At 59.6% G+C, this 26,077-nt stretch carries 26 protein-coding genes and 2 tRNA genes; 12 read left to right on the plus strand and 16 right to left on the minus strand.

Translation table 11 applies throughout. From position 1 onward, the window contains the following. Positions 1-104: 104 nt before the first annotated feature. Together FHX76_RS03735 and FHX76_RS03740 are read left to right on the plus strand one after the other, a co-directional pair. Complete coding sequence (locus FHX76_RS03735; protein WP_167148046.1) at positions 105-1,364, plus strand: RCC1 domain-containing protein; 1,260 nt, start codon at positions 105-107, stop codon at positions 1,362-1,364. Positions 1,365-1,464: 100 nt separating this feature from the next. Continuing rightward, positions 1,465-2,157, plus strand: a complete 693-nt coding sequence (locus FHX76_RS03740) for a hypothetical protein (protein WP_167148048.1) — start codon at positions 1,465-1,467, stop codon at positions 2,155-2,157. A gap of 449 nt (positions 2,158-2,606) precedes the next feature. Here FHX76_RS03740 and clpX read toward each other — a convergent pair whose 3' ends face one another. The 5 genes from clpX to FHX76_RS03765 all read right to left on the minus strand — a co-directional run bounded on the left by clpX (position 2,607) and on the right by FHX76_RS03765 (position 7,220). After that, the gene (gene clpX / locus FHX76_RS03745; RefSeq protein ID WP_167148050.1) at positions 2,607-3,884 is read right to left on the minus strand and encodes an ATP-dependent Clp protease ATP-binding subunit ClpX; all 1,278 of its coding nucleotides are present in this window, start codon (positions 3,882-3,884) and stop codon (positions 2,607-2,609) included. 166 nt (positions 3,885-4,050) lie between these two features. Beyond that, entirely contained in the window at positions 4,051-4,719 is a 669-nt protein-coding gene (locus tag FHX76_RS03750; protein ID WP_167148052.1) for an ATP-dependent Clp protease proteolytic subunit, read from the minus strand. A 26-nt stretch (positions 4,720-4,745) separates the two neighbouring features. Next, the gene (locus tag FHX76_RS03755; protein WP_167148054.1) at positions 4,746-5,354 is read right to left on the minus strand and encodes an ATP-dependent Clp protease proteolytic subunit; all 609 of its coding nucleotides are present in this window, start codon (positions 5,352-5,354) and stop codon (positions 4,746-4,748) included. A 248-nt stretch (positions 5,355-5,602) separates the two neighbouring features. Beyond that, positions 5,603-7,081 carry a trigger factor gene (tig, locus tag FHX76_RS03760; RefSeq protein ID WP_167148056.1) on the minus strand — a complete coding sequence of 493 codons (1,479 nt, stop codon included), beginning with the start codon at positions 7,079-7,081 and terminating at the stop codon, positions 5,603-5,605. 65 nt (positions 7,082-7,146) lie between these two features. Then, positions 7,147-7,220 (minus strand) — tRNA-Pro (locus FHX76_RS03765). Positions 7,221-7,496: 276 nt separating this feature from the next. Here FHX76_RS03765 and FHX76_RS03770 point away from each other — a divergent pair. From FHX76_RS03770 to FHX76_RS03790, 5 genes are all read left to right on the plus strand, one after another. After that, a tRNA-Gly gene (locus FHX76_RS03770) sits at positions 7,497-7,570 on the plus strand. A gap of 165 nt (positions 7,571-7,735) precedes the next feature. Further along, positions 7,736-8,329 (plus strand): DUF6328 family protein, encoded by a 594-nt coding sequence (locus FHX76_RS03775; protein ID WP_208402430.1) that lies wholly within the window; start codon positions 7,736-7,738, stop codon positions 8,327-8,329. Between the two features lie 9 nt (positions 8,330-8,338). Beyond that, entirely contained in the window at positions 8,339-8,482 is a 144-nt protein-coding gene (locus tag FHX76_RS03780; RefSeq protein WP_167148058.1) for a hypothetical protein, read from the plus strand. A gap of 129 nt (positions 8,483-8,611) precedes the next feature. Beyond that, positions 8,612-9,274: a DUF3105 domain-containing protein gene (locus tag FHX76_RS03785; protein ID WP_167148060.1), complete on the plus strand. Its 663-nt coding sequence runs from the start codon at positions 8,612-8,614 to the stop codon at positions 9,272-9,274. A 9-nt stretch (positions 9,275-9,283) separates the two neighbouring features. Further along, a complete protein-coding gene (locus FHX76_RS03790) occupies positions 9,284-9,919 on the plus strand; it encodes a DUF305 domain-containing protein (protein WP_167148062.1) in 636 nt (211 codons plus the stop codon). Between the two features lie 68 nt (positions 9,920-9,987). Here FHX76_RS03790 and FHX76_RS03795 read toward each other — a convergent pair whose 3' ends face one another. After that, positions 9,988-10,551, minus strand: coding sequence for a gamma carbonic anhydrase family protein (locus FHX76_RS03795; RefSeq protein WP_167148064.1), 564 nt, complete (start codon positions 10,549-10,551; stop codon positions 9,988-9,990). Between the two features lie 189 nt (positions 10,552-10,740). Here FHX76_RS03795 and FHX76_RS03800 point away from each other — a divergent pair, with 189 nt between their 5' ends. Continuing rightward, positions 10,741-11,229, plus strand: coding sequence for a Dps family protein (locus FHX76_RS03800; RefSeq protein WP_167148066.1), 489 nt, complete (start codon positions 10,741-10,743; stop codon positions 11,227-11,229). 175 nt (positions 11,230-11,404) lie between these two features. On the opposite strand, the gene FHX76_RS03805 is transcribed toward FHX76_RS03800, so the two are convergent. The 4 genes from FHX76_RS03805 to FHX76_RS03820 all read right to left on the minus strand — a co-directional run bounded on the left by FHX76_RS03805 (position 11,405) and on the right by FHX76_RS03820 (position 14,599). Next, positions 11,405-12,358, minus strand: coding sequence for an ABC transporter substrate-binding protein (locus FHX76_RS03805; protein ID WP_167148068.1), 954 nt, complete (start codon positions 12,356-12,358; stop codon positions 11,405-11,407). An 81-nt stretch (positions 12,359-12,439) separates the two neighbouring features. Further along, positions 12,440-13,138 carry an ABC transporter permease subunit gene (locus tag FHX76_RS03810; protein WP_167148070.1) on the minus strand — a complete coding sequence of 233 codons (699 nt, stop codon included), beginning with the start codon at positions 13,136-13,138 and terminating at the stop codon, positions 12,440-12,442. Then, positions 13,135-13,779 carry an ABC transporter permease gene (locus FHX76_RS03815; RefSeq protein ID WP_167148072.1) on the minus strand — a complete coding sequence of 215 codons (645 nt, stop codon included), beginning with the start codon at positions 13,777-13,779 and terminating at the stop codon, positions 13,135-13,137. The genes FHX76_RS03810 and FHX76_RS03815 overlap by 4 nt, the downstream gene beginning before the upstream one ends. Beyond that, a complete protein-coding gene (locus FHX76_RS03820) occupies positions 13,760-14,599 on the minus strand; it encodes an ABC transporter ATP-binding protein (protein WP_167148074.1) in 840 nt (279 codons plus the stop codon). The genes FHX76_RS03815 and FHX76_RS03820 overlap by 20 nt, the downstream gene beginning before the upstream one ends. 262 nt (positions 14,600-14,861) lie before the next feature. Here FHX76_RS03820 and FHX76_RS03825 point away from each other — a divergent pair, with 262 nt between their 5' ends. From FHX76_RS03825 to FHX76_RS03840, 4 genes are all read left to right on the plus strand, one after another. Continuing rightward, positions 14,862-16,175 carry a GNAT family N-acetyltransferase gene (locus tag FHX76_RS03825; RefSeq protein WP_167148076.1) on the plus strand — a complete coding sequence of 438 codons (1,314 nt, stop codon included), beginning with the start codon at positions 14,862-14,864 and terminating at the stop codon, positions 16,173-16,175. Between the two features lie 95 nt (positions 16,176-16,270). Next, complete coding sequence (locus tag FHX76_RS03830) at positions 16,271-17,266, plus strand: arsenic resistance protein (RefSeq protein WP_167148078.1); 996 nt, start codon at positions 16,271-16,273, stop codon at positions 17,264-17,266. Continuing rightward, the gene (locus tag FHX76_RS03835; protein ID WP_167148080.1) at positions 17,263-17,691 is read left to right on the plus strand and encodes an RNA-binding S4 domain-containing protein; all 429 of its coding nucleotides are present in this window, start codon (positions 17,263-17,265) and stop codon (positions 17,689-17,691) included. Before FHX76_RS03830 ends, FHX76_RS03835 begins: the two co-directional genes overlap by 4 nt. After that, on the plus strand, positions 17,688-18,038 hold the full coding sequence (locus FHX76_RS03840; protein ID WP_167148082.1) for a hypothetical protein: 351 nt from the start codon (positions 17,688-17,690) through the stop codon (positions 18,036-18,038). The genes FHX76_RS03835 and FHX76_RS03840 overlap by 4 nt, the downstream gene beginning before the upstream one ends. Before the next feature lie 103 nt (positions 18,039-18,141). Here FHX76_RS03840 and FHX76_RS03845 read toward each other — a convergent pair whose 3' ends face one another. The 6 genes from FHX76_RS03845 to FHX76_RS16205 all read right to left on the minus strand — a co-directional run bounded on the left by FHX76_RS03845 (position 18,142) and on the right by FHX76_RS16205 (position 26,044). Further along, positions 18,142-19,545, minus strand: coding sequence for an ABC transporter permease (locus FHX76_RS03845; RefSeq protein ID WP_167148084.1), 1,404 nt, complete (start codon positions 19,543-19,545; stop codon positions 18,142-18,144). Beyond that, on the minus strand, positions 19,542-20,327 hold the full coding sequence (locus FHX76_RS03850) for an ABC transporter ATP-binding protein (protein WP_167150314.1): 786 nt from the start codon (positions 20,325-20,327) through the stop codon (positions 19,542-19,544). The genes FHX76_RS03845 and FHX76_RS03850 overlap by 4 nt, the downstream gene beginning before the upstream one ends. A 140-nt stretch (positions 20,328-20,467) precedes the next feature. Beyond that, the gene (locus FHX76_RS03855; RefSeq protein WP_167148086.1) at positions 20,468-21,139 is read right to left on the minus strand and encodes a response regulator; all 672 of its coding nucleotides are present in this window, start codon (positions 21,137-21,139) and stop codon (positions 20,468-20,470) included. Continuing rightward, on the minus strand, positions 21,136-22,518 hold the full coding sequence (locus FHX76_RS03860; protein ID WP_167148088.1) for a histidine kinase: 1,383 nt from the start codon (positions 22,516-22,518) through the stop codon (positions 21,136-21,138). The genes FHX76_RS03855 and FHX76_RS03860 overlap by 4 nt, the downstream gene beginning before the upstream one ends. 9 nt (positions 22,519-22,527) lie before the next feature. Then, positions 22,528-23,229 (minus strand): DedA family protein, encoded by a 702-nt coding sequence (locus FHX76_RS03865; RefSeq protein WP_167148090.1) that lies wholly within the window; start codon positions 23,227-23,229, stop codon positions 22,528-22,530. A 181-nt stretch (positions 23,230-23,410) separates the two neighbouring features. Next, a complete protein-coding gene (locus FHX76_RS16205) occupies positions 23,411-26,044 on the minus strand; it encodes a LuxR family transcriptional regulator (protein ID WP_167148092.1) in 2,634 nt (877 codons plus the stop codon). Positions 26,045-26,077 lie beyond the last annotated feature (33 nt).

The raw sequence follows: 26,077 nt of genomic DNA on the forward strand, positions 1-26,077 counted from the left end.
TGTGCGTGAGCCAAAAAAGAGCTACTGTAAGGGGCACAAGCTCACTCCTTGAGCGATGCGGTCAACAAAAACTTGTCGCATTCTTCCGACCAAAAGATGATCACATGCCTCCCCTTCCTCGTCGTCGTACCACCGCGCGCGAAACGTGCTTCGTTCGCCGCACCGTTCGCTTCATTGCCTATGCGGCCACCGCTAGCCTCGCTTTAGCCGGCCTACAGGTTGCGGTCACCGCCCATCAAACCGACAGCGCGTACTCCTCAATTAGCAATGCGCAGACGAACGCTACGATCAGCCTCGTCCCTGCCTATCGAATGACCTGCACAACCCCAAAAATCGACTACGGGGTGACGGAGGAAGGAATCGTCTACTACGGCTCCGGCACGTCATACACCTCCATCAGCGCCTCCGGACCCCTGCTTGGTAAGAAAATCGAACGACTCGTGTGCAATGACACTCTGATGGTGGGGCTAGACGACCTTGGGGATGTCTATGTATGGGAGATCGTTCCTGTTTCGATCACAAAGCTCCCTCTCCCCCTGGATGCAGGAGAACAAACCGTCGAACTCACGAGTACCAACGTAAGCTTCTCGGTCCTCACTTCCACAGGTCGAGTCTTTAGCTTCGGACAAAACAACTGGAGCCAGTTTGGGAACGGCACTGTCGACTCCAACTCAAGCACTCGCCCAACCGACAGGACACCGCACGAGCTCACGTTTCCAACGGGGCTTACGGGAACAAAGCTTCAAGCAATCGCTGGTGGCAAGAATGGCGTCGTGGGTCTCACCACTGACGGAAAAGCAATTCAATGGGGCCTCACTGACTCCGGGCCGCTCAATAGGTTTCCCTGGGCGGTAAAGGCGACTGGTGCGCTTCTCAACAAGACGCTCGTAAGTGTTGCTTCGTCAGAACAAGCGAGCCTCGCTGTGGACTCAAACGGTGTCCTGTATTCCTGGGGTTCCGGCGCCGCTCTTGGCGTGAACAACAGCGGCACGGTAAGAGAACCAACGGCGGTGAACTCGTATGGCACCATCGCCAATCGCCCAGTGGCAAAACTGTTTAGCGAATGGGCAGGACCCATCTACGCGCTCCTTCAGGACGGCACGTTACACACCTGGGGGCCGATTGGGGCAATGGGAACAAATGGAACCGTACGACAGACATCAGCCATACCTATGGCCACAATCATGAACGGTGCGCTCAAAGGAAAAACCATCCTCAGAGTCTTTCCGGGCTCATTCACGACGAGTGCGCTCGTCGCCGAAGATGAGGCGCTGTATTGGTGGGGGTTTGGCTGGTTCATTAACGAAGCCAACATCGGCACGCCGACCACGTCCCTCGGAAAACAACAGATACTGCCCCGCTAATCAAACCACTCCTGGCTAGCCGCGGATGCCTTCCCTTGACAGGCATGCGCGGTCACCCACTCGCACCACAACGACAACAACCTAGTTGGAGCCCTCCGCCATGAACCCCTTTTCGAAATACGAGCGGCGCATCCCTGCCAAGGCGCGCTCGACTCGCCGTACCCTGACCACCAAGCGCCGCGCGATGCTTGCCCTCGCAGCCGCCGGTTGCGCAGGCGTGCTTGCACTCCCCACGCTCGACAGCAGCTCCGCCGCCTACGTCGATGGTGCCACCGCGAACACACAAGCGATTGGGAGCCCCGCACTGTTTGGCATAGAAGTCAAAGCAAACAACAACGGAAATCTCTGGTCGGCGGCAACAACCGAAGCTACGGCTGCGGTCGTCAATGGCATAGTCGATACGACCGCACCAGTTGGTGCGGTCTCAAAACCCCTTATCGTGACGTCGTCTGCCCGGGTAACCGCGCAATCGCCAGTCGGCGGCCGGATCATCCCGACCATCACGGCACCGTCGACTTGCACGGGACCATGCGCATCAATCTACGACTACGTCGTGATCACCGCTTGGTGGGGTACGACCCAGTCCCCTACAACAACACTCGTTGCAACAGACGTGTCAATTGCAGACTTCAACTCGCTGGCAGAGCGCAGCACCCTTGGAACCCCTGGTGTTGAACAGTTGCTCACGCTCAAACTGACGCTGCTGAGGGCGCCCGTCTCCACTTACAACGGCGTGTCAACACAAATTGGAATCGTGTACACCGGCCAAACGGATTCAACGCTCGTCTCATAGAGAAGCTTCAGACGCGCCTACCCGTCTTGGCAGGACTCAAGCTGCCAGCGTGACGCAAAGTCGCTGCTTGCCTGAAGCTGAGTCACTGCCTACGTGACCCAGAGTCACTGCCCGTGTGACACAACGTCACTACCCGTCTGAAGCCGAATCGCTGCCACCGTGACGCAAAGTCGCTACCGCCGTGACACAACGTCACTGCCTCCGTGACGCAAAGTCGCTACCGCCGTGACACAACGTCACTGCATACCTGAAGCAAGGCCGGTGGCAGCGTGACGTAAAGCGTTGCCTGCCTGCCTGCCTGAAGCAGAGTTGCTGCCCACGTGAAGCAAACACACTGACGACGAGCACGGGCAATGGCGCAATCGGAGACAGTAACCCCGATCAAAGACGGCAACCCCGGTCAAAGAAGGCGACCGATCAGAGACAACGCCCCAGATCAGAGGCCGTTGTTAGGCCGTTTTATCGGCCCGGCGGGCCTTGCGCAGAACCAGAGTTGGCATAGCGCCCTCGGTAACGCAGGCCTCGGTGATGATGACCTTCTCGACGTTTTCGGTTGAAGGAACCTCAAACATGGTTGGACCAAGCACGTCTTCAAGAATGGCCCGAAGTCCGCGTGCACCGGTCTTGCGCCGAACGGCAAGATCGGCGATCGCTTCGAGGGCCGCCGACTCAAATTCGAGCTCAACGTCGTCAAGCTCAAACATGCGTTCATATTGCTTGACGAGAGCGTTCTTCGGCTCGGTAAGGATCTGCATGAGCGCAGCCTGGTCAAGCTGTGTCACGCTCGTGACGACGGGGAGACGACCGATGAACTCGGGGATCAGACCAAACTTGTGGAGGTCTTCCGGCAGGACATCGCCAAACAGGTTGAGGTTTTCGCCCTGGGTATGCAGTGGAGCATCAAATCCGATGCCCTTCTTGCCGGCACGCTCAGAGATGATGTCTTCGAGACCGGCAAATGCTCCCGCAACGATGAACAGCACGTTGGTGGTGTCGATCTGGATAAATTCTTGGTTGGGGTGCTTGCGCCCGCCCTGGGGCGGCACCGAGGCAACGGTGCCTTCGATAATCTTGAGCAACGCCTGCTGAACACCTTCGCCAGACACATCTCGCGTGATTGAGGGGTTCTCTGCTTTGCGCGCAATCTTATCGATCTCGTCGATGTAGATGATGCCGGTTTCAGCGCGCTTGACGTCGTAGTCAGCCGCGGCAATGAGCTTGAGGAGGATGTTCTCAACGTCTTCGCCAACATAGCCGGCCTCGGTGAGCGAGGTTGCATCGGCAACGGCAAATGGCACGTTGAGGCGCTTGGCAAGCGTCTGTGCGAGGTAGGTCTTGCCACAGCCGGTCGGCCCAACCAGCAGGATGTTCGACTTCGAGATTTCGATCTCGTCAGCAAGAGAATCGGCGCTTGTCAGCGAAGACATAGCGCGAACGCGCTTGTAGTGGTTGTACACGGCCACGGCGAGCGAACGCTTTGCGGTCTCTTGCCCGATAACGTATTCCTCGAGGAAGTCGAAGATTTCGCGCGGGCGGGGAAGCTCAAACTCGCCCTGAACGCTCTCGCCTTCTTCGGCCATACGCTCTTCGATGATCTCGTTGCAGAGTTCAACACACTCGTCGCAAATATAGACACCAGGGCCGGCAATGAGCTGCTGGACCTGCTTCTGGCTTTTGCCACAGAAGGAACACTTCAGGAGATCGGCACTTTCGCCTATCCGAGCCATGGGGTTCCTCCTTGTGAGATCGTGGGTGTCGTGTGTGACCCCATGATGTTTACCTGAATACGAGCCTAACCCCTCCCACCGACACTGCAGGACGCAACGCCGTTTGGGAGGAGAAGGAAATGCGCAAAAACGGGGCGAATCAAAGGATTCGCCCCGCTAAGCACGCCTACTTGGTGAGGGCAGCTTCGGTCTTGCGACCGATGAGAACCTGATCGATCAGTCCGTAGTCAAGCGCTTCCGCTGCACTCAGGATCTTGTCGCGATCGATGTCCTTGTTCACCTGCTCAACACTTCGGTTTGAGTGGTGAGCGAGCGTCGCCTCGAGCCACTCGCGCATGCGAAGGATCTCGGCCGCCTGAATCTCGATATCGGACGCCTGCCCGTGCCCGGCCTGGCCAACGGCCGGCTGGTGGATCAGGATGCGCGCGTTGGGCAGAGCTAGTCGCTTACCGGGGGCGCCACCTGCAAGCAGCACGGCTGCCGCGGATGCAGCCTGCCCGAGGCATACCGTCTGGACCTGCGGACGGATGTACTGCATGGTGTCGTAGATGGCCGTCATCGCAGTGAACGAGCCACCTGGAGAGTTGATGTACATCCGGATGTCACGCTCGGGGTCTTGGCTCTCAAGCACAAGCAGCTGCGCCATAACGTCGTCTGCGGAGGCATCGTCGACCTGGACACCCAGGAAAATGATGCGGTCTTCAAACAGCTTTGCGTAGGGGTCTTGGCGCTTGTAGCCGTAGGCCGTCCGCTCTTCGAAGCTTGGGAGGATGTATCGTGAACCGGGAGCCTGCATGCCGGAGAATGCGGTGCCGCCAACCTGTGGGATAGTCATTGATTGTTCCTTTTCTCGTGCGGCGATTAGTTCTTGGCGTCTTCGGCGGTGTCGGCTGCGGTTCCGCCGCCTCCGATAACGTCGCTTGCAGATTCGCGCATGTGATCAACAAAGCCGTATTCGAGGGCTTCCTGAGCGGTAAACCAACGGTCGCGGTCGCCGTCCTCGTTGATCTGCTCGACGGTCTTGCCGGTCTGCGAGGCGGTGATCTCTGCGAGGCGGTTCTTCATCGAGACGATGAGCTGAGCCTGGGTCTGGATGTCGCTTGCCGTTCCACCAAAACCACCGTGTGGCTGGTGCAGCAGTACACGTGCATTTGGCGTGATGTAGCGCTTTCCCTTCGTGCCAGCCGTCAGGAGGAACTGGCCCATCGAGGCCGCCATTCCGATACCAACGGTGACAATGTCGTTTGGCACAAACTGCATCGTGTCGTAGATCGCCATGCCTGCGGTGATTGAACCGCCGGGCGAGTTGACGTAGAGGTAGATGTCCGCTTTTGGGTCTTCTGCGGCGAGGAGCAAGATCTTTGCACAGATCTCGTTTGCGTTGTCGTCGCGCACTTCGGAGCCGAGCCAGATAATACGGTCTTTCAGCAGTCGTTCGAAGACACTATTGGGAAGTGTTATTTCGCTCATAGAGGGCTCCATTTCGGTTGTGGGCTTGAGTCGAATCTATATGGTCTAACGCCGTCAATTTGGCTAGTTCGCTCAGGGCAAACCAAAAGGCCAAAGAACCCCGGAAAATGCGAGGCCTCTGGCGAACAGCGGCGTGTCACATCCACGGTTTTGAGAATCCCGACCGGAAATCACGGGCGCTCTTTCGGCCAAACGACAAAGCGCGCCCCCATCGTGAGATGAGGACGCGCTTTGTGAATGATCTGTGACTACTTGTCGGCATCCTTTTTGGCGGGAGCCTTCTTCGCTGCCGGCTTCTTGGCCGGAGCCTTCTTCGCTGGCTTCTCTGCTGCCTCGTCGGTGGCCTCGTCAGCCTTCGCGGCTGCCTTCTTTGGGGCTGCCTTCTTGGCCGGAGCCTTCTTGGCAGGCTTCTCAGCCTCAGCCTCAGCGGCCTCGCCCTCTTCGCCAGCATCAACAGCGGTGAACTCGCTTAGGTCAACAGGCTTGCCCGACTTATCGGTCACGGTTGCCTTACCAAGAGCAACGGCGAGTGCCTTGTTACGAGCGACCTCACCAACGATCACTGGGATCTGGTTGTTCTGCTCAAGGGCCTGAATGAATTGACCAGGCTCCATGCCGTACTGGGCTGCAGACGAGATGATGTACTGCGTGAGCTCGTTCTGGGTAGCCTGGATGTTTTCCTGCTCAGCAATCGCATCGAGCAGCAGCTGCGTGCGCAGGGCTTTCTCGCTCGAGGCAGTGACCTCTGCACGGTGCTCGTCGTCCTCAAGGCGGTTCTCGCCCTCAAGGTGACGGTGAACCTCGTCGTTGACGATCTCTTCAGAAACGGGGATGTCGGCCTTCTCAAGCAGGAGGTCAACAAACGCATCGCGAGCCTGACGACCCTGCGTGAAGACAGCCTGCTTACCAACCTGCTCTTCGAGCGACTTCTTCAGTTCGTCGATGGTGTCAAACTCGCTGGCGATCTGAGCGAAGTCATCGTTCGCCTCAGGAAGCTCGCGCTCCTTGACAGCGGTAACGGTAACCGTGATCTCGGCGTCCTTGCCCTCGTTGTCGCCGCCAAGCAGCGTTGAGGTAAACGTTGTGGTCTCGTCGGCCGTGAGTGAGTCAAGCGCCTCGTCGATGCCCTCGATGAGCTCGCCGGAACCAAGTTCGTACGAGATACCCGATGCAGAGTCAACCTCTGCGTCTTCGATCTTGGCAACAAGATCAATCGTGACGAAGTCACCCTTTTTCGCTGGACGGTCAACCGTCACGAGCGTGCCGAAGCGCGAACGCAGTTCGTCAAGCTCTGCCTGAACGGCGTCGGCGTCGATCTCAGCGTCATCAACCGTGAGCTTGATGCCGTCGAGCTTGGGAATGTCGAACTCTGGACGGACCTCAACCTCAAACGCGAGGGTCAACGTGCCAGAAAGATCCTTGATGTCGAGCCACTCGACCACGTCGGCGCTTGGACGGCCCATTGGGCGGACATCCGAACCGTCGAGTGCTGCGCGGTAGAACTCGTCGAGAGAGTCGTTAACTGCCTGTTCGATGACAGCGCCCTTGCCAACGCGCTGGTCGATGATAGCTGCAGGAACCTTGCCCTTACGGAAACCAGGGATGCTGATCTGCTCGGAAACCGTCTGATATGCCTTCTTGATGTGCGGCTGAAGTTCGTCTCCAGTTACCGCAACCAACAACTTGACGCGGGTGGGATTGAGCTTCTCGACGGTAGTTGTAGGCACTTTGTGTTTCTTCCTTGATCGAGTGACATCGTCACTGTATTTCGTGAGACTTTATAACTCATGTGTCGGGGCGACAGGATTTGAACCTGCGACTTCTCGCCCCCAAAACGAGCGCTCTACCAAGCTGAGCTACGCCCCGGATCGTCACGCAATCCGATAGTCAATCTCTAGGGATGCTCCGTTCGAAAACGTGGCTAGCAAGATTGACCTCCGCAAGTCTAGCTGACAGAAACCGTCGTTGCTGACACCAATGAAAATCTGACGAATTTTTCCGCGTATTTCCGCAGAAAATCTCTTAAAAATGGCGTGTCGCGGCCGCCGTTGTTCACGGTCGCCAAAATTTGTACTAAGCTAATTACTCGTTGCTCCTGAAGGTTTCTTCACGAGTAGCGCATCACAGTTACTCAGTAATTGTGGGGATGTAGCTTAGTGGTAAAGCCTTAGTCTTCCAAACTAATGATGCGGGTTCGATTCCCGTCATCCCCTCCACATAGGCCCGGTCAGAACTTCGGTTTTGACCGGGCTTTTTCGTTAAGCGCTGTCAGAACGGCGGTGAGCTCGGCCCGCTCCAGCGCGTTGACTGCGCGTCACCGGCAATCGCTGCCGAAGTTCAAGCCCCTGGCGGCTCGTTCAGCCCCCGCATACAGTCGGGGGATGAGTCACTCCACCCGAGACAATCCCTCAGACCACAACGAACCACCGGCAGACGCTCGTGACAGCAAACAGGGACAGAATGACGGACGGGACGAGTCCCGAAACGAACGTGCCGATCGCAACTGGTCAGAGCTACTCCAGGAGCTTCGTGTTTCACAGATCGGCATTCAAGTCCTTACCGGCTTTCTCCTGACCGCCGCATTTCAACCACGTTTTAGCGACCTCGATTCTGTGCAACGCTGCGTGTACCTCGCGCTTGTTGGATTGACCGCGCTCGGTACGGTCGTCAACCTTGCGCCCGTTGCCTTGCATCGGGCGGTCTTTGGGCGGGGCGAAAAGCGTGGCGTCGTGCAATACGGGGACGTCATGTTGCGAATAACACTCTGCATTATTGGCCTCATCTTTGTCGGCGTGACGTTTTTGCTCTTTGACGTCGTCCTGTCACGACTGTGCGGCTTCATTGCAGGTGGATGCGTCGCCCTCTTCGCGGTCATCCTCTGGGTTGTCCTTCCATCGCGATTGCGCCGCAGCCACGAATCCGTCGATGGCGCGGTCGTTGGCGAGCCAGCGGCATCCGCTCGCCCACTCCAGTAGCCTTGTTGCATGCCTATGTACACTGCCATGCTGCGCTCGATTGAGACGCGCGAGATTCAGATTGAAGCCGACGATCTTCCAGGAGCCAACGAACAGCTCAAGACACAGGTGCCGGAGGGATTCCAGGTTCAATGGGTGCGAAAGGACGGCTAGAGCCGCTCCCACTCTTTGCGCAGGACTTCCCCAGTTATTCTTCAGGCTTCAATTGATGATTCAACTAATGTGGGATGCACGCCCTACAACTCCGTAGGCCACCGCCCCCAATTATGTTGAGGACAACTCGTGCCACATTCGAACAGCCAAGAGCAGCCAACCACTAAGCAGCGGCGAGAACAGCAGCGACAAGAGAAACTCGCCGAGTTCAACCGTCAGAAAGCGCGCAGCAAACGGAACAAACGAATCGGCGTCATCGTTGGCGTTACCGCGGGTGTCGCCGTCGTTGGCCTTCTCGCAACGGTCGTCTTCAGCTCACTGAACAAACCAGAGCGAGACGAAATCAACATCGCAGGGGCCGAGACCTTTGAGGGGCTCACCAACAACCACGTGACCGGCACGGTTGAATATGAACAGTCTCCCCCGGTCGGAGGCGATCACAATTCCTACTGGCTTAACTGTGCCGCCTACACCGAAGAAGTGCCACAAGAAAACGCAGTCCACTCGCTTGAACACGGGGCAGTCTGGGTCACGTACGACCCAAAGAAGCTGAATGAGGATGAGGTAGCGACGCTCAGGGGAAAGCTGCCAAGCACCTACGTCATCCTCTCGCCAAAGTCAGACCTTCCATCCCCCATCGTGATGAGCGCGTGGGGCGCGCAGGTGAAGCTGTCTGACCCAACCGACGACCGCATCCAGCGCTTTCTTGATAAGTACTGGAAATCGCCGTCTGTGCCGGAGCCTGGCGCCTCATGCTCTGGAGCCCTCGACGGCCCTGGCAAAGACTCCTAGCCCCCGCCCGTGTCTTCACGCGCACTGCGGCTCCTCATCGCCGGGGCCATAACTCTCCTGGTTGTCGTGGCGGCCAGCGTCATTATCGGGCGTGCAACCGCGCCGTCAACGCTCGCCGTCCCCGGCACGCTCAGCGCAGAGGCGGGGTTCGCCCGTGACATGCAGACCCATCATGACCAAGCCGTTGAGATGGCAATGATCATGCGTGAGCAAACCACAAACGATGAGATCAAGAGCCTTGCCTATGACGTCGCAACCTCCCAGGCGCAACAGTCTGGTCAAATGTTCGGCTGGCTTGCCGCGTGGGGACTCCCCCAGAACTCACCCCGTGAAGCTATGGCGTGGATGGCCGACAGTGGGCATACGCACAACACCGAAAGCGTTGGTGCCACGGCAGGCGTCATGCCGGGCATGGCCACACAGGCCGACATCGATCGATTGCAATCCCTCACGGGAGAAGACGCAGAGGTACTGTTTCTGCAGCTCATGATCGCCCATCACCGCGGCGGCGTAGATATGGCAAAGGCCGTGGTCGAACGGAGCAAACATCAGGTTGTCACCGACCTGGCGCAGAGCATCATCACCGCACAAACCGGCGAAATTGAGTACATGACCTCGCTGCTCGCCGAACGAGGCGTCAACTAGCTCGGTGAGCAAGTCGATGGCCGTCACTTGCCCACGCGAGTGACGGCCATCTCCAGTTGCTAGGCTCGTTACTTTTCATGCAGGGCGGCCGTCGACGCTCCTCTTGCCGCCACGTGTTTCTGAGTGTGGGCCAGATAGTTCTTCGCGTTCGCTCGCAACCCATCACGTTCGTCGTCAGTAAGTTCGCGCCGAACCTTTGCCGGCACGCCCGCTGCAAGCACGCCTGGCGGGATAACCGTGCCAGCAAGCACCAGCGCCCCTGCGGCGACCAGCGAGCCGGCACCAACGACGGCGCCGTTCAGCAGCGTTGCGTTCATCCCAATCAACGCGCCATCTTCAACGGTCGCGCCGTGCACAACCGCGTTGTGCCCAACAGATACGTCACGGCCCAGCGTCACAGGGAAACCCAAATCAACATGCATGGCAACGCCGTCTTGGACATTGCTGCCCTCGCCAATGCGGATATCCTCGACCTCGGCCCTGAGCGTTGCGTTGTACCAAACACTGGCCCGTTCCGCGAGATAGACACGTCCGACGCAGACGGCTCCAGGGGCGACCCAGGCCGTATCAGCGACGACCGGAGAGGCCTCCTCGCCAAGTTGGATCATGCGGGCGTCGGGATCGGTTGCCATTGCACACTCGTTTCGTTATGGCGGGGCCTCGGCAGGCCTATCGTTCGGAACGAGTCTAGGACAGCGCCGCCGAACTAATACATGCCTACCCTCAGTGAGTCAACCCTTCGTAAGACGAGCCTCATCTTGGTTGCGGAATGCTGAGGGACGAGTAGCGTTGTAGTTACAGAAGACGAAAGGACAATCACTATGACGAAAACATCGTCCACCACCATCCCAGCCGTCGCTAACCCCGACGTTGCAGCAGGCGTCGCTCAGTTCTTGAGCCCAGTGGTTGTCGATCTGACCGCTCTCGCTGTCAACGGCAAGCAGGCCCACTGGCACGTACGTGGCGCAACATTCATTGCGGTGCACGAACTGCTCGACACCATCGTTGCTCACGCCCAAGACTTTGCGGATCTTGCCGCAGAGCGAATCATCGCGCTTGGGTTGCCAATCGACGGGCGCATCGGCTCGGTCGCTGCGAACACCACCACCGCGACGCTGAGCGAGGGCTTCCAGCAGGCCGACGTCACCATCCGGGAGATGATCGCGCAGCTCGACGCCACGATCGCAACGGTGCAGACCGCCGTCACCGAGCTCGATGACATCGACCTCGTAAGCCAGGACGTAGCCATCGCAATTGCGCAGGGCCTTGAGAAGGACCGCTGGTTCCTCTTCGCCCACGTAAGCGAATAACGAGCTCCATTCAACGCACGAGCGGGGTGCCCCAGAATACGTTCTGGGGCACCCCGCTCTGTTGTGTATTGAGGTCGTCTGGCGTGAGTTGGACTGACGCCGCTGCGACCTCTCGTTGTTGCTGAGCGATCACCACTGTGCGGTGATCGCTCAGCAACGGGCGACTAAGGAACCGCTAGTTGAGACCCTTTTCGGTCAGCCAGTCTTTTGCGAGCGTTGACGGCGACGCCTTTTCGGAGCCTTCGCTGCGTGCGTTGAGCGCGACGAGGTCTTCTGTTGTGAGTTTTGCCGAGACCTCATTCAGAATCTTCTTCACCTCGTCTGACGCTTTCTCGCTGTTCATCAGGGGCAGGATATTCTGGGGCAGAATCATGTTCTCTGGGTCTTCGAGGGTGACAAATTTGTTGTCGGTGATGGCAGGCGACGTGGTGAAGATGTCCGCCACCTGCACCTTGCCGTCGTTCAGCGCGCTGACGGTGAGCGGGCCGCCACTATCGTTGTACGGTTCAAACGTGATCTTGTCTGCGGGAACTCCGTAGATCTTGGTGAGGCCCTCTGGACCGTATGGTCGCTTGGCAAGCTCTGGGTTGCCTCCGATGGTGATCGGCACGTCGAGCGCGGCAAGGTCGGCAAGACTCTTCAGGTTATGTTCGCTCGCGAACTCTGCCGTGACGTTGTAGGAATCTTTGTCTTCGGCTGGTGCCTGGTCAAGCACCTCGTAGCCATCTGGCACTGCCTTCGACAGCGCTTCAAGAACCTCATCGCTGGTGCGAGCCGTGCTTGCCTCGTCGTAATACTGCAACAGGTTGCCGCTGTACTCGGGCACGAGGTCGATGGAGCCGTCCTGCAGGGCAGCAAGGTAGACGTCACGCTGGCCGATGCTCATTGATGTGCTGACGTCGATACCGCCAGCGGTGAGCGCCTGAGCGTAGATCTCGGCAACAATTTCGGACTCGGGGAATCCGGCTGAACCAACAACCACGGTTGTGGATGCCCCTGCGTCAGTTGACGTGTCGGAGGAATAAGGGTCTGACGATGAGCACGCGCTCAGGGCCAGGCTGACCGTTGCTGCCACCGCGAGCACGGCTGGAAGCGCCCGTCGCCGCAGTGGTGATGATGTTGCATACATTCTGTGTTCCTTATCTCTTTGGTATCGACGATTCAGGATGAAGGGTCTTGGTACGTTACAGGAGTGGTCGCCATTGCATGCCTAGCGTGTTGCCTTGGTTGCGCCGGTGCGCTCCCTCGAAAGCGCAACGCCCTTTGGCTGAAAGAGCTTGAAGGCGATGGCAAAGACCGCATCGGCGACAAGCGCAAGGGCGATCACGAGCAAGGCACCCGCGTTCATTTGTGCGTAGTCGCGGACGGGTAGCCCGTCAAAGATAAAGCGCCCGAGCCCACCGAGGGGCGTATACGCGGCGACGGTTGCCGTGGCAACCACCTGAAGAAACGCGGACCGGAACCCTCCAAACATGAGCGGCCCTGCAAGTGGTATCTCGACCTTTCGGACGATTTGCCACTCGGTCATTCCGACAGAACGCGCCGCATCGATTGTGCGGCGGTCAATAGATTCGACGCCGGCGTAGGCTCCGGCGAGCAACGGCGGGATGGCAAGGATCGTGAGCGCCGTGATCGGTGCTACCAAGCCAACGCCCATGAGCAGGGCAAACAGCGTGACAAGCCCGAGGGTCGGGAGCGCGCGAAGCGCTCCGGTAATGGCTACAGCCACAACGCGCCCTCGACCGGTGTGGCCGATGTAGAGACCAAGCGGGATAGCGATGACGGCCGCGCACGCGACGGCGAGCACGGTATAAAAGACGTGTTCACCGAGCCTCGCCACAATGCCAGAAGGCCCGCCAATGTGGGCAGGATCGAGGATCCATGCGATTGCATCGAAGAAAAAATTCACGAGGCCTCCTTCACCCGAGACCAGGGCAAGAGGACTCGCCCAATCCCAACAATGATGAGGTCGAAGAGCCCTGCCAGCAGGATTGTGCCAACGATTCCTACCATGATCTCGGTGGGAAAGTTGCGCTGGAACCCGTTCGTGAAGAGGTATCCGAGGCTTGATACCCCGATCAACGACCCAACGCTCACGAGGCTGATGGTGCTTGCCGACACCACACGCATAGCGGCGATAACTACGGGCAGGGCGAGCGGCAGCTCAACACGCAGCACCCGCTGCACCGGCGAGAACCCGAGCGAGATCGACGACTGGCGCACGTCGTTGGAGACCGAATCAAACGCCTCGGTGACGCTTCGCAAGAGCAAGGCAACCGCATACAGGGTGAGCGCAATGACCACGTTGAGGGGGTCAAGGATTCTGGTGCCGAGCAGCAGCGGCATGATGATGAACAACGGCAGCGACGGGATTGTGTACAGCAACCCGCTCACCGTGAGCAAGACTCCCCTCGTCGCCCCAAAGCGGTGCGCCAACCAACCAAGTGGGAGCGCGAGTAGCAGCCCAATGATGGTGGGTGGAAGCGAAAGCCACAGATGGCTCAGCGTCAGCGACCAGATTTGAGGCCAGTTAGCGATGACCCAATCCATCGGCAGCCTCCTCTGCGAGGACGCCGGCAACAGCACCGTTTTCGTCAACAAGCACGCGGCGCGAGCCAACCTGCTGGATGTTCAGGAGCCGCTTGCCGCGATCGGCACCGACAAAACTGGCGACAAAGTCGTCGACCGGATTCGCAAGGATCTCGGCAGGGGTGCCTCGCTGCGCGATATGGCCGCCTTTACGCAAGATGACCACTTCGTCGCCAAGGAGAAAGGCCTCTTCGATGTCGTGGGTGACAAACACGATGGTCTTCGCGAGTTTGTTCTGTATGCGCCGGAGTTCATGCTGCAGCTCGGTACGAACGAGCGGGTCGACCGCGCCAAAGGGTTCATCCATGAGCAAAATATTGGGGTCGGCTGCGAGGCCACGGGCAACGCCAACTCGCTGCTGCTGGCCACCGGAGAGCTGGCTCGGATACTTACTTGCCATCGCACGATCGAGCCCAACCGTGTCGAGGAGATCAAGCGCAGCGGCACGTGCCTCTTTTTTGGGTGTACCGCTCAGCATGGGCACTGTTGCAACGTTATCGAGCACCGTGCGATGCGGCAGCAGACCAGAGTTTTGCATGACGTAGCCGATGCGGCGGCGGAGGGCGACGGGATCGAGCTTTGCGATATCGTCATCGTCGATATGAATGCTGCCGGTCGTGGGGTTAACCATGCGGTTGATCATGCGCATGATGGTGGTCTTACCGCACCCAGACGAACCAACGATGACGGTTGTCGTTCGCGAGGGAATGACGAGGCTGAAATCTTCGACAGCGCGGGTGCCATCGGAAAAAGTCTTGCTGACGTTCTCAAACGTGATCATTCGAGGATGACTCCTTTTGGGTCGTGCGTCAGGGCCTCGGCCACCCCAGATAAACAGTTGGTCTTGCAGTGAATCAGGTGTTGCCTATCCTCTCACGCACCACCGACATCGCCGGTGGCAAATTCGCTAAAAGAGAAAAACCAGCTACCCCCTTGCCAACGCTTCGGCTCCTCAGTATGTTCCCAACCACCTAACAACAGCGGCGGAGCCCGATCGTGTGCACCTGTTCACGAATGTCGGTGGCCTCCGTATGCTGGAACACATGACCTCGAATTTTCTCTCGCTGCCAGCCGATTCAACATCTCAGCAGGCGCTTGCCGACCAGGGCTTGCGCTACGACACCGTTGCCAGCGATGATGCTGCGGCGATGCGGGCCTGGCTCGACGCAGACATGCGGGGATTCCATTCGGCAACCGCTTCGGCCGCGCTTATCGAACATGAACTCGCGACAATCACGGGCAACCGGGTCACCGGCATCTGGGACGCACGAACGGCGCAACCGGAGGTTCCCGTTGCAACCGTGAGTTCCTGGCCTATGCCGCTCACGGTTGCGCCTCAGCAAACGATTGATGGGTGGGCGATCAGCTCGGTCACCGTTTCACCAACGCACCGAAGGCGAGGCCTTGCCCGCAACCTCCTCCTTGGGGAGCTGCGCACTGCCGTTGCACACGGCTGTGCGATTGCAATGCTCACCGTTACCCAAGCCACAATTTACGGCAGGTTCGGATTTGGCCCTGCCGCCTTCAGCTCGGCCTATACAGTTGATACCCAACGGGCGGTTTGGAGTGGGCCAGTACCGACCGGAGCCCTGAGCTTTGTGTCGCAGGAAGTGGCACTCGACATCGGTCCGGCGATCAAGGAACGGGTTCGTCTGCAGACTCCCGGTGAAGTGCCAGTGCAGCAGTTGTGGTGGAAAGAAACGCTTGGCCTCTCCCCCTCATCGCCGGCCGACAGCCACGAGCAGCTCCGCGTCGTTTGCTATTCCAACGAGAACGGCGACAACGACGGCCTCGTTGTCTACCGCGTCGAATCCTCTGACGACCACTCTTCTGCCACCCTCGAGCTGGTCGAACTTATTGCCGCTACGCCAGCCGCGTACGCCGCGCTGTGGCGATTTGTGCTCGAAATGGACCCGATCACGGTTGTGAAGGCGACGCGTCGGGCCGTTGTTGAACCGCTGACCTGGCAGGTTCTCGATTCGCGATCCGTGCGAAAGACTGACGAGCGCGATCATCTCTGGCTTCGTATCCTCGACGTTGAGCGGGTCCTCGCCTCGCGCGCGTATGCTGCAGCCGGCGCGCTCGTCCTCGACGTCGTTGATCCCGACGGCTTCGCAACCGGCACCTATCGCTTGACAACCGATGCCAACGGCACGGGCAGCGTGGAGCGCGTCGACGGAGCAGCTGCCGAGCTGCGCGTTGGTATCGCTGAGCTCTCTTCGCTTTTGCTTGGTGGGTTGCGGGCGGAAACGCTGGCCTCAGCCGGCCGCATTGCCGAGCTCGTGCCAGGGGCGGCCCTCGCGTTTGATCGGGTATTTGCGTCGGCAACGGTGCCTCGCCTCAGCACCTGGTTTTGACCGCTCGACGCTCCGCCGACTCGCCAGAGCAAGATACTCACCGGCATCAAGGGTCTAGGGCGGATGCCCTTAAACGGTGGGGCGATACGCACCAGTTGTGGCTCTATATTGCCTGCATCGCCATCGCTGCGATACTCGGTTACTGGCTCCCCCAAGCCGCATCGGCGCTCAAGGTAGCGGTCTCCCCTGCCCTCGCCCTGCTCATGTTGGTGACCTTCGCCGGCATCCCCTTCGCCTCTGTCGTCAAGCAAGATGGCAGGGGTCGGTTCCTTTGCACGTTGTTTCTCCTCAACGGCGTTGTCGCGCCTACGGTGGCCTTTGGACTCAGCCGCTTCGTCAGCGCCGATCCCGTACTCGTGTTTGGGGTCCTTCTTGTTCTGCTGCTGCCCTGTGTCGACTACGTCGTAACGTTTACGGGGATAGCCGGCGGTAACGCCGCCGCGCTACTCGCAGCAACGCCGCTCCTGCTCGTCGCTCAAATACTGATGCTGCCCGTGTATCTCTGGCTACTGATTGGCGCGGACGCGGCACAACTCGCGATAACGCCTGCCCTACTTGAGGCGTTCGGGCTGGTTGTGCTTCTCCCGATGCTGGTGGCCCTTGGGCTACAGCTCGTTGCACGCCAAACAAACGGTCCCGCAGCGGCGTCGAGGGCGTTGCTGCGCGGTGGCGAAGCAGCAATGGTGCCAGTGATGATGCTCAACCTTGTCCTCATCGTCTACGTACAAACGGGTACCGTGCAGGATCAGGTGATCAGGGTGCTTCCGACTCTCGGGATCTTTGTTTTGTTCGCCGCGCTCATGTTTGGCGCGGGTATTGGGATAACGTGCCTCATGCGACTCGAGGTCACCGCGTCACGAGCGGCCACGTTTTCTGGCATCACACGCAATTCCTTGGTCATCCTTCCCGTCGCACTGGCGCTTCCTGCGTCATACGGTCTTGTGCCGGTGATTGTGGTGTCGCAGACCCTCGTCGAGATTCTGGCGATGCTCGTATGTGTTGTGCTCGTGCCACTGGCCATTCGATCACGGGGCAAGGAGGCAGGCTCGGGCATCGAAGCGACATCCGGTCGGTTAGAGTCGAAGGCATGACCGACCCGCAAAGCGTACGAGTAGACAGCTGGCTCTGGGCAGTTCGAGCGACAAAGACGCGCTCCCTTGCCACGAGTGCGTGCCGTGCCGGTCACGTCCGCGTCGCCGATACTCGCGTGAAGGCGGCCCAAACCGTGAAGGTTGGCGATACCGTGCGCCTCAGGGTGAGCGGGTTCGACCGCATCCTTGTGGTCAAGCGGCTCATCACGAAGCGGGTCAGCGCCGCGGTTGCTGCCGAATGCTTCGAAGATCTCACACCACCACCGCCAAAACCGGAAGATGCGCCGGCAGTTCCCATCCGCGACCGTGGAGCCGGGCGCCCGACCAAACGTGAGCGGCGCGACCTCGAAAAGCTGCGCGGCCGGGTTCCCGGCGGCGAAAGCCTCGAACGCGTAGAATCGCAAGGAACAAAGGACCTGTTTTGACCAACACACCACGCGGCACTGGCAGCTCAAACGGCTCGCAGCCCTCGGCATCACCCAAGCAAACGCCGCCGATCTCCTATACCGCGGTCGCCGCGTTTGGGTTGGCCGGTCTCGCGGTTGCCTCCGCTTTCTGGCTTGGCGATGTGCCAGTGCTCGCCATCGTGCTCTCGCTTGCCGCAGTTATCCTCGGTTTTATCTCGCGCAAGGCGCTGCAGCGTGACGAATCCCTCCGCGGCGCAACCATCTCGGTGAGCGCGGTCATTATCGGGGGAATCATACTGCTCGCCCAAGTCACGCCCTGGATCATGCTTGGCATTTCACAGACGCTGTACCCGCTCACACACTGATCCGATTGCTGCCGGCCCTCAGCCCCTCACGAATCTGCGGCGCTGGTAAGCCGAGAAGTCGCGCGGTTCGCCGTGGGCAGCACTGGCCTGACCCTCTGACCGTCTAGGCGGCAAGGGCGTGGATGGCCGGAATGCTGCACGCCCGCCGACTCGGCAGGAGTGCGGCTGAGACGGTGAGGACTCCGGCTGCCACAATCACGCCAAGGATGAACAGCGGCGGCACAACCAGCGGCGCAACTCCGATAGCCCGAACGCCACCAACCACGCACTGCAGTCCTATCCAACCGAACAGGATTCCCATGAGGAGACCGAGCACGGCCGAACCGATAGCAAGGCGTGCCGTTTCTGCATAGATGACGGCGACGACATCCCGTCTCGACTGACCGAGCACCCGGAACATGCCAATTTCTCGCTGCCGCAGTCGCGTATTCAGCGCAACGGAGTTCACAAGCCCGATTGCGGAAATAATCGCCGTGAAGCTGATGACAACGAGCACAACGGCAACAACCATGTCGATGAGCGGGAAGGCCGTGGATTCTTCCTCCGTGCCGCCATAGGCAAGCCGCATCGCAGGCTCAAACCCTGATGTGGCAACTACAAACATGGTCACGACGGCAATGCTGACAACAACGCCGAGCGCCGCGCGCGCGGTCCGGTCGGGATGTCGCTGCAGACCACGCGATGCCAGTAGGCCCACAAATGTTCGTGGCAACAGGCGTTCGCACAGGGCAAAGAATCCGGGGATGATGACACTGGCACCGCCGATGAAGCCAACAACCGTGCACACTCCCCCAATGAGCCCAGGAAAGATCGCGAGAAACGTGAACGTGCTTGAGACAACGGCTATGCCAAGAAGAATCAGGCCGAGCAGCAGGAACGTAACCGAGAACCCGTTGAGCCGCCGTTTACCTCGGCTCGACGCGGCGCCTTCGCTCGCAGAGGTCGCGGCGCCAAGCGATTCAATGGGGTTCACCGCAAGTACTCCCCGTGAACCGCGCCAGGCAGCCCACCAGACGCATCCCCAGATACCCACAAGGGGCAACAGGAATTCCGGTTTGACCGTCACATAGTCGTTGGGTTCGAGGATCCCGGATTGCACGCCTCCGTCAGCGATCAGCCTGACAAGCAGAAGCCCAAGCGCGCCGCCAGTTATGACCCCTATCGCGCCAACGAGGAGGCCGTTTCTCGCGATCTGGATGCGTTCGTTGCGAACAGACGATCCGAGCAGCCTCCGACGGGCGATATCAGCAACACGTCCGGCGGTAATGATGCTGTAGGTGTTTGTGATAACCACCGTGCTCACCACAAACGAAATGATCAAGAATGAGATTGCGAGCAGTTGAAGAACCACTATAACGCTCTCTTTTCCGCCAAAATCACTGAACAGGATCGCCTGGCTGATCACCGATGTCAGCCCAAGCAGCAGGACGGCGTAACACGCGCTGAGCACAACAACGACCACGCTGACGGTTTGACCCGGCTGCTTGGCCGCTTCGGCGAGCATCATGCGTCTACCTCAGCAAGCATCAGCTGCGAGATGGTTGCGGCGGTTGATTTTGGGATGTCTTTGGAAATGCATCCGTCCGCAAGAAACACAACCCGATCGGCATAACTTGCGGCGGTTGCGTCGTGGGTGACCATGATCACGCTGTAGTTTTGTTCCCTCGAAAGCGTCGACAATAGTTGCAGCACCTCACGACCGGTTGCGAGGTCGAGGTTTCCTGTCGGTTCGTCCGCAAATACGACGGCGGGTTTGTTCACGAGCGCTCGCGCAACAGCAACTCGCTGTTGCTGTCCACCAGAGAGTTCGGATGGTCGCTGTGCAAGATACGGCTGCAGTCCAAGCGTCTCAATGAGATAGGCTTCCCAAGCTTCGTCGTAGGGTGCCGACTTCCGAGACAGCGAATGAGGTAGGCGGATATTCTCCCTGATATCAAGCGTTGGTGCCAGGTTGAAGGATTGAAAGACGAAGCCCATGTGGGTGCGGCGGATTTCGGTCAGCGCGTCGTCGTTGAGCCCAACCAATTCGGAACCCTCAAGCGTCACCGAACCACGGGTTGGTGCATCGAGCCCAGCGAGCACGTGCATAAGCGTTGATTTCCCAGAGCCGCTTGGGCCCATAATCGCGGTAAACTTTCCACGCTCAAAACCGATTGTCACGTCAGAAAGCGCCCAACGCGTCCCGGCACCTTCGCCGTATCGTCTGCTCACGCGAGTTGCCTGTGAGACAACGCCTGAGTTGCTTGGAGCGGCAGCCGAGTGGTCGCCGAGCTGCGCCGGTTGATGAATGTGCTGGCTGGGGTCGTTCTGTTGGGTACTCACATTTCTACGCTAGGGTAACGCCGTTTGCCCGGCCTCGGCCAAAAGTACCAACAACATCCTCCCGAAGGACGGGAAGTGCCGGTACGTTGCGCTGATTCCGTTGCTGCTCAGTCGAGCAGACGATACTCGTGAGCAAACACCACCAGTTGCACCCTGTCGCGGAGCTGCAGTTTGGCAAGCACGCTACTGATATGAGTTTTGACGGTTGACTCGCTCAGGTACTCCTCAGCCGCGATCTCGCTGTTGCTCAGGCCCGTTGCTGCCCTGGCAAAGATTGCCCGCTCGCGCTCGGTCAGCAGCCCAAACTGTTCCGGCAGCACCCGCGGCGGCGTGATCGATTGACCGTGCTCAAAGAGCTCGCCGAGCTCAGTTGGCGACAGCACGGCGTTGCCCGCGTGCACGGCTCGAATCGCTGCGCACAGTGACTCGGCGCTCGCATCCTTCATCAGGAATCCGCTCGCCCCCGCCCGAATTGCAGTCGCAGCTGCCTCATCGAGGTTAAACGTCGTCAGCATGATCGTGCGGAGCGGCTTGGTTCTGGCAACGACGAGGTCCGGATGGTAGAGCGCCTGTACCGCTTGAACACCGTCCATGACCGGCATGCGAATGTCCATGAGCACAACATCCGGCTCACACTCCGCGACAACCTCAATGGCGTGTTGCCCGTTACCCGCTTGCCCAACGACCGCAAGCCCGTCGTGGGCGTTCACCACAACGGCCACACCAGAACGGAAGAGTTCTTGGTCGTCGACCAGTACGACGGAAATGGTCTCGCTCATGCGGGAGAGTGCTCCTTTGGTGCGATGGAAACGGTTGCGGTTGCGCGAAAAATGGCGGCGTTGGACGTACCGTTCAGGAAGGCCGAGGCCTCAGCGGCGGATGGCGGCGTGAGGCTCAAGGTCCCGCCAACTTCAGCAAGCCGGTAACGCATGCCAACGATGCCGTTTCCAGGCGCACGTGTCGCCCGCATGACTTCGGCGTCCTCGGAATGCTCAGTCTCGGCTGGCCCATCCTGATCGCTCACGATGCGCAACGCTCTCGAGTCCGACACCGGGTTGTCGACCGAGAGCGTCAGCCGCTGCGGCTCCCACCGCAGCCTCGCCACGATAACGCTCTCCCTGCGTCCGTGCTTGAGCGCGTTGGTGAGGAGCTCTTGCAGCACGCGATACACCACGCGCTCCACCCGCTCATCAATGACGATACTCGTACCAAGCTGCACAAAATCGACACTCGCACCTGCCGCGGTAACCCCTCTGACCAGGTCGGAAATCTGTGAGAGGCCCTCTGCCGCGATCGGGGCGTCAGTCATCCCACCGATCCGGCCGAGAACCTTCCTGACATCTCCGAGCGAACGCCGAGCGGTCTCGCCAATCGTAAAGACGCCCCGTTTGATACCTTCGGTGTCGTCGTCTGGCAAAAAGCGCACGGCATCTGATTGCGCAATAATCACGGCGAGTGAGTGGCCGATGACATCGTGCATGTCCCTCGCCAACTCTGCTTTCTCGTTCTCAAGTGCCGCCACTCGACGTGAACGCAGCGCTTCGGCCTCGGCTTCGCGCTGCATAACCTTTGACAATTGGGCGGTATGCGCGAGGCGGATGGCAAAGCCGAGCAGCCATGCCGCGCCCAAAAAGACGGCGATCATGACCGAGATGAAAATGATGTTGTTTGCCGATGGGAACGATCCGATCCCGTCCGCGTAGATCCACGAACCGATCAGCGCCAGGTAGATTCCGCCAACGGCCCCGCCAAGGAGCGCAGAGGCTCCGGCGACCCAGAGATCTCGCTTTGTGCCGTAAGCCGCCGCGCTGTAGACAACGATTCCCATCCCGAGGTGCGCCAATGCCGCATCCGCCGTCGCCAGCATCAGTACACAAGCGGAGAGCCAACACAGCGCAAGGGCAAGTCCGGGGCGAAGCCTGCGGAGAGCAATGGCAACGGCGAGTACAAGAATGCTCACCATGCTCGTCCAATAGAAATCACTCACCATTGTGAGATACGGCGCAAGAACGCCAACGAGCAGGGCGAGGAGGATATCCCAGACCAGCTGCGGCCGGGTAACGGCACGATTCCGGCGCCCAGCGGAGGAACGCGAAACTGGCTCTAGCCCAAGCATCGTCCGGGTGCGCTCGGCGCGCGAAGGGTGATCGGTAGCCATACGCCCAACTTATCGCGTTCCGAGAGGCCCGGTTGTTGCCGTCTCCCCCGGCACGCGCTCGTCAGGCGTCGGTAGTTGCGCTGGCGCCGCGTGCTCACGAGCGGCATCCTTCGCATCGCGCCGACGGACCAGCGCAGCAATCACGGCGTCAAGCGCAACACCGAGTACCAGCGCGACCACAACGGCAACGACGGCACCCACAACGGGGTTCTCCGCAAACCACGCGCCAGCCACCAGGCCGACAACAGCCGAATACGTTGCCCAGCAGGTACCAGCGAGCACGGTCAGAGCAAAGAAGCGACGGCGGGAAAAGCGGGTTGCCCCTGCCGTCATGCTTACGGCCACCCGACCAACGGGAATAAACCGGCCAACAAGGATGAGGGTCGCGGCCCTCCGCTCAAGCCCGCGGCGGGCCCAATCGATCGCTGCGACAACCCGAGGGGCGCGCATCCACCGGAACTTTTCGAGGCCAAGCAACCGTCCAATTGCGTACGCTATGTGATCGCCGGCGACTGCCCCCGCCGCCGCGGCAAGAATCAACAGGATGAGGTTCGGATTGCCAGAACTCACCGAGAGCGCGGCAAGCGCAACGAGGATGGATTCGCTCGGGATGGGCGGAAAGAACCCGTCAATCGCAACAACCACGAAGGTAATAGCGAAGACCCACGGCGAAGCTCCCAGCTGAAGGATAAAGTCGTTGAGTGCGTCCATTGGTACCAACATTCGTTCCGTCGCGACACGATCTGCGCCGCGGAACGGTAGCACCCCGGCAAACTGACCAGTCAGCCCGCACGGTCATTCTGCACCACCACGACCAAGACTAAATTCTGGGTCGCGCCCTTCGCGTCATACCGCAGTACTAACGGCCTCCCCCTCCGGGGTGAGATTTGGGTTAGTCGAACAGTCCAAGCCTCGCAGCAAGTGCCAGCGCGTCGTCACGGTCGCTTACCCCGAGCTTCTTGTAGACGCTTCGTAGCTGTGACTTCACCGTGTTGACCGAGACAAACAGCTCCTCGGCAATCTGCGCGTTGGTAGACACCTTCTGCGAGATACGGAGCACGGCCGTTTCACGATCGGTGAGGGAGGAATTCACGAGCGCCTTTGGCATGAAATGACTTGCCGAGCTCAGCTCGTCCATATGGTTGATCAGCGGCCGACCGCCACGCTCTTCAGCAAGCACCCTGAGGGCGTCGAAGTCTTCCCGTGAGATACACGAGAAGATGAACCGAAGCTTATTCTGTACGGCAGGAATCACGGCGCGTTCAAGGTATTCAAGGGCAACCTCACGCGAGCCTCCACGCAGCGCGGCTGTCGCGCGCATCAACCAGAAGGCCACGGTCACACGGCTCGTGAAGATCGGCCGTTGGAGGTTGAGATCGAGGGCGGCCAAGGCACCTTCGTGGTCTGAGATCACAAGGGCGTAGAGGGCACGCGCCATAGCCGATAGCGGGTCAGCGGCCGTCAATTGGGCTACGAAACGCTGCGCATCCACGAGCCGACCGGCGCTCAGGTTTGCCGTTACGCCAACAAACAGCATGAACGAGTTGACGCTCTCGTCACCGCGCGACGCAATCCGCTTTTCGAGGTAGTCGTTAAAGAGATCCGCCGCGTAGGAGGAATGCCCGGCAGTGACAAGCGCAAACACACGAGTACCAACAACGAGCCCCCAGCGCTCAGGAACGTCGACACACTGCACCGCGGCAGAAGCCTCGATCAGTCCCCGCTCTGGGTCGCCAGCATCCAGCTCGGCCCAAGCCCTGCCGACGTAGTAGAGGGCCTGATTGGCCTCCCGTGTCACCGAGCGCATCGGCAGCGTTGCGCTCGCGGTTGCGTACCCGTCGGCGCTGAGGATGTTCGTCTCGCCAAAAAACTCGGAAAGCGCGAACAACGCCACCTGAGCATCCTCAACCACAACGCCGCCAGGGCGGCCGTATTCGAGGCTGTAGCGGAACATCTCGGTGGCGGCGGCAAACTCGTCGAGCTGCAGAAGGGCCTGAGCAAGAGCAAGGCAGTCGGAGGCAAAGGACTCGTTCACGCCGAGGGCGCCAAGCGTTGCCGCGTCGCTTCCAACAACAACCTCTCGGCCGCGGAGGGCCCAGTGGCGGGCCTCAGCCCCCTGCCCAAGCAGCCCGTGCACGGCAGCAAGACCAGCGATATCACGAAGGTAATCGCCTGGATTTGTCGAAGTATGGTTCGTCTGCACCTGCAGATATTTGCGGAGGAGGTCTTCGCCTGCCCCGTTCAGCCCCGACGACCGAATCCGCAGCAGCGCGTTTGCCAGGTAGAGGGACGGATACGCCTCAAGCTGCGCGCTGTCGAGCGCGAGAAACGACTCAACAAGCTCGGCGGGCGGCCCCTCAAGGAGATCCCGAAAATGGTGACGAACGACGTGCTCGGCGCTCGCCCACTCGCCATCAAAGAGATACAGCCCAACCGCCCGGTCGAACAGGCCATGCGCAACGTCCCATTCGGCTAGCCGACGCCGCTGCTCTTGGATAAAGGGGCTTCGCGTGCGGATGCCGGATGATCGCTGGAGACGGGTCCAGACGTGTGGGCTCCACACAAATTCGAGCTCGTCGAGAACGTGGTTGGCTACCCACTCGCCGAGGTGGTTCTGGTTCAGACGATCAAAATAGTCGGCAACAGCTTCTTGCCGGAACAGCAGGCGGGCGACCTCAACCGTAAATTGGCGCGCAACAGACAGGCTGCCAACAAAACCCATAAAGTTCGCGGCTTCGTAGTCGTTCGGACCGCTCGCAGATGCGACGCGGTGCATGTGCATTGCGATGTGGTCGAGGTCAACGCCAACCCACGGCACGCCCGGCTGGCTTCGACGGTATTGCTCAATCGCAAGTTCGACACTCAGCGCGTGACCCGCAACATCGTCATTGATGATCGCGGCGATATCGCTCAGGGTTTCATCGTTTTCTGCAACGCTCAGGCGCAATAACTCAAAGATTTCGGTGCTGCTCATCGCCAGTGAGGCTTCGCGGATGCGCTTCGTGACGATTCCCCGTTCAGCGGCAAGGTCGTTGATCGCTGTGTCGTCATTTGTCGTGATCACAACAAATAACCGGTGGCTCTCTGTGACCAGTCTGATGAGGTCGTGCACAATTTCGTCTGGTGCCCACTGGAGGTCTTCGATGACCAGCGTCGCCGGGGTTGAGTGGGTTGCCAGGACGTCAAGAAACTGTTCCATCAGGTTTTCGGGCTCAATGCCCCGCTGCAGCATTCCGAGGAGCGCCCGGTTTCCGAACGCCTCATGATCAGGACTCTTCTGCAGCGTGCTCTCAACAACTGCGGCCCAGATGGACAGGCGTGTTGTGAGGGTCGAGTTCAGGGAGAGCCTCACCGTTGCCGCAACATCGTCGCTGTGCTGCCCGGCGAGCCACTCATTAATGAGGGTACTTTTGCCGGAACCGACGATGCCACTCACCAGTGTGAGTGGTGCTTGCCGTTGCAGCCTGCGGACCAGCCGTGGGCGCGGCAGGAACACGGCACCCATTTCGCTGTGCGTACCGGCCATCACCGTTTGTGTATGTTCAACATCCTGAATTGA

Origin of the sequence: Lysinibacter cavernae (assembly GCF_011758565.1) — a bacterium.
GTDB lineage: Bacteria > Actinomycetota > Actinomycetes > Actinomycetales > Microbacteriaceae > Lysinibacter > Lysinibacter cavernae.

Excerpts from the sequence above, each read along its gene's own strand:
- FHX76_RS03735 (WP_167148046.1), top strand. The coding sequence starts at position 105 with ATGCCTCCCCTTCCTCGTCGTCGTACCACCGCGCGCGAAACGTGCTTC.
- FHX76_RS03740 (WP_167148048.1), top strand. The coding sequence starts at position 1,465 with ATGAACCCCTTTTCGAAATACGAGCGGCGCATCCCTGCCAAGGCGCGC.
- clpX (WP_167148050.1), bottom strand. The coding sequence starts at position 3,884 with ATGGCTCGGATAGGCGAAAGTGCCGATCTCCTGAAGTGTTCCTTCTGT.
- FHX76_RS03750 (WP_167148052.1), bottom strand. The coding sequence starts at position 4,719 with ATGACTATCCCACAGGTTGGCGGCACCGCATTCTCCGGCATGCAGGCT.
- FHX76_RS03755 (WP_167148054.1), bottom strand. The coding sequence starts at position 5,354 with ATGAGCGAAATAACACTTCCCAATAGTGTCTTCGAACGACTGCTGAAA.
- FHX76_RS03775 (WP_208402430.1), top strand. The coding sequence starts at position 7,736 with ATGAGTCACTCCACCCGAGACAATCCCTCAGACCACAACGAACCACCG.
- FHX76_RS03780 (WP_167148058.1), top strand. The coding sequence starts at position 8,339 with ATGCCTATGTACACTGCCATGCTGCGCTCGATTGAGACGCGCGAGATT.
- FHX76_RS03795 (WP_167148064.1), bottom strand. The coding sequence starts at position 10,551 with ATGGCAACCGATCCCGACGCCCGCATGATCCAACTTGGCGAGGAGGCC.
- FHX76_RS03800 (WP_167148066.1), top strand. The coding sequence starts at position 10,741 with ATGACGAAAACATCGTCCACCACCATCCCAGCCGTCGCTAACCCCGAC.
- FHX76_RS03805 (WP_167148068.1), bottom strand. The coding sequence starts at position 12,358 with ATGTATGCAACATCATCACCACTGCGGCGACGGGCGCTTCCAGCCGTG.
- FHX76_RS03815 (WP_167148072.1), bottom strand. The coding sequence starts at position 13,779 with ATGGATTGGGTCATCGCTAACTGGCCTCAAATCTGGTCGCTGACGCTG.
- FHX76_RS03820 (WP_167148074.1), bottom strand. The coding sequence starts at position 14,599 with ATGATCACGTTTGAGAACGTCAGCAAGACTTTTTCCGATGGCACCCGC.
- FHX76_RS03825 (WP_167148076.1), top strand. The coding sequence starts at position 14,862 with ATGACCTCGAATTTTCTCTCGCTGCCAGCCGATTCAACATCTCAGCAG.
- FHX76_RS03835 (WP_167148080.1), top strand. The coding sequence starts at position 17,263 with ATGACCGACCCGCAAAGCGTACGAGTAGACAGCTGGCTCTGGGCAGTT.
- FHX76_RS03845 (WP_167148084.1), bottom strand. The coding sequence starts at position 19,545 with ATGATGCTCGCCGAAGCGGCCAAGCAGCCGGGTCAAACCGTCAGCGTG.
- FHX76_RS03855 (WP_167148086.1), bottom strand. The coding sequence starts at position 21,139 with ATGAGCGAGACCATTTCCGTCGTACTGGTCGACGACCAAGAACTCTTC.
- FHX76_RS03860 (WP_167148088.1), bottom strand. The coding sequence starts at position 22,518 with ATGGCTACCGATCACCCTTCGCGCGCCGAGCGCACCCGGACGATGCTT.
- FHX76_RS03865 (WP_167148090.1), bottom strand. The coding sequence starts at position 23,229 with ATGGACGCACTCAACGACTTTATCCTTCAGCTGGGAGCTTCGCCGTGG.
- FHX76_RS16205 (WP_167148092.1), bottom strand. The coding sequence starts at position 26,044 with ATGGCCGGTACGCACAGCGAAATGGGTGCCGTGTTCCTGCCGCGCCCA.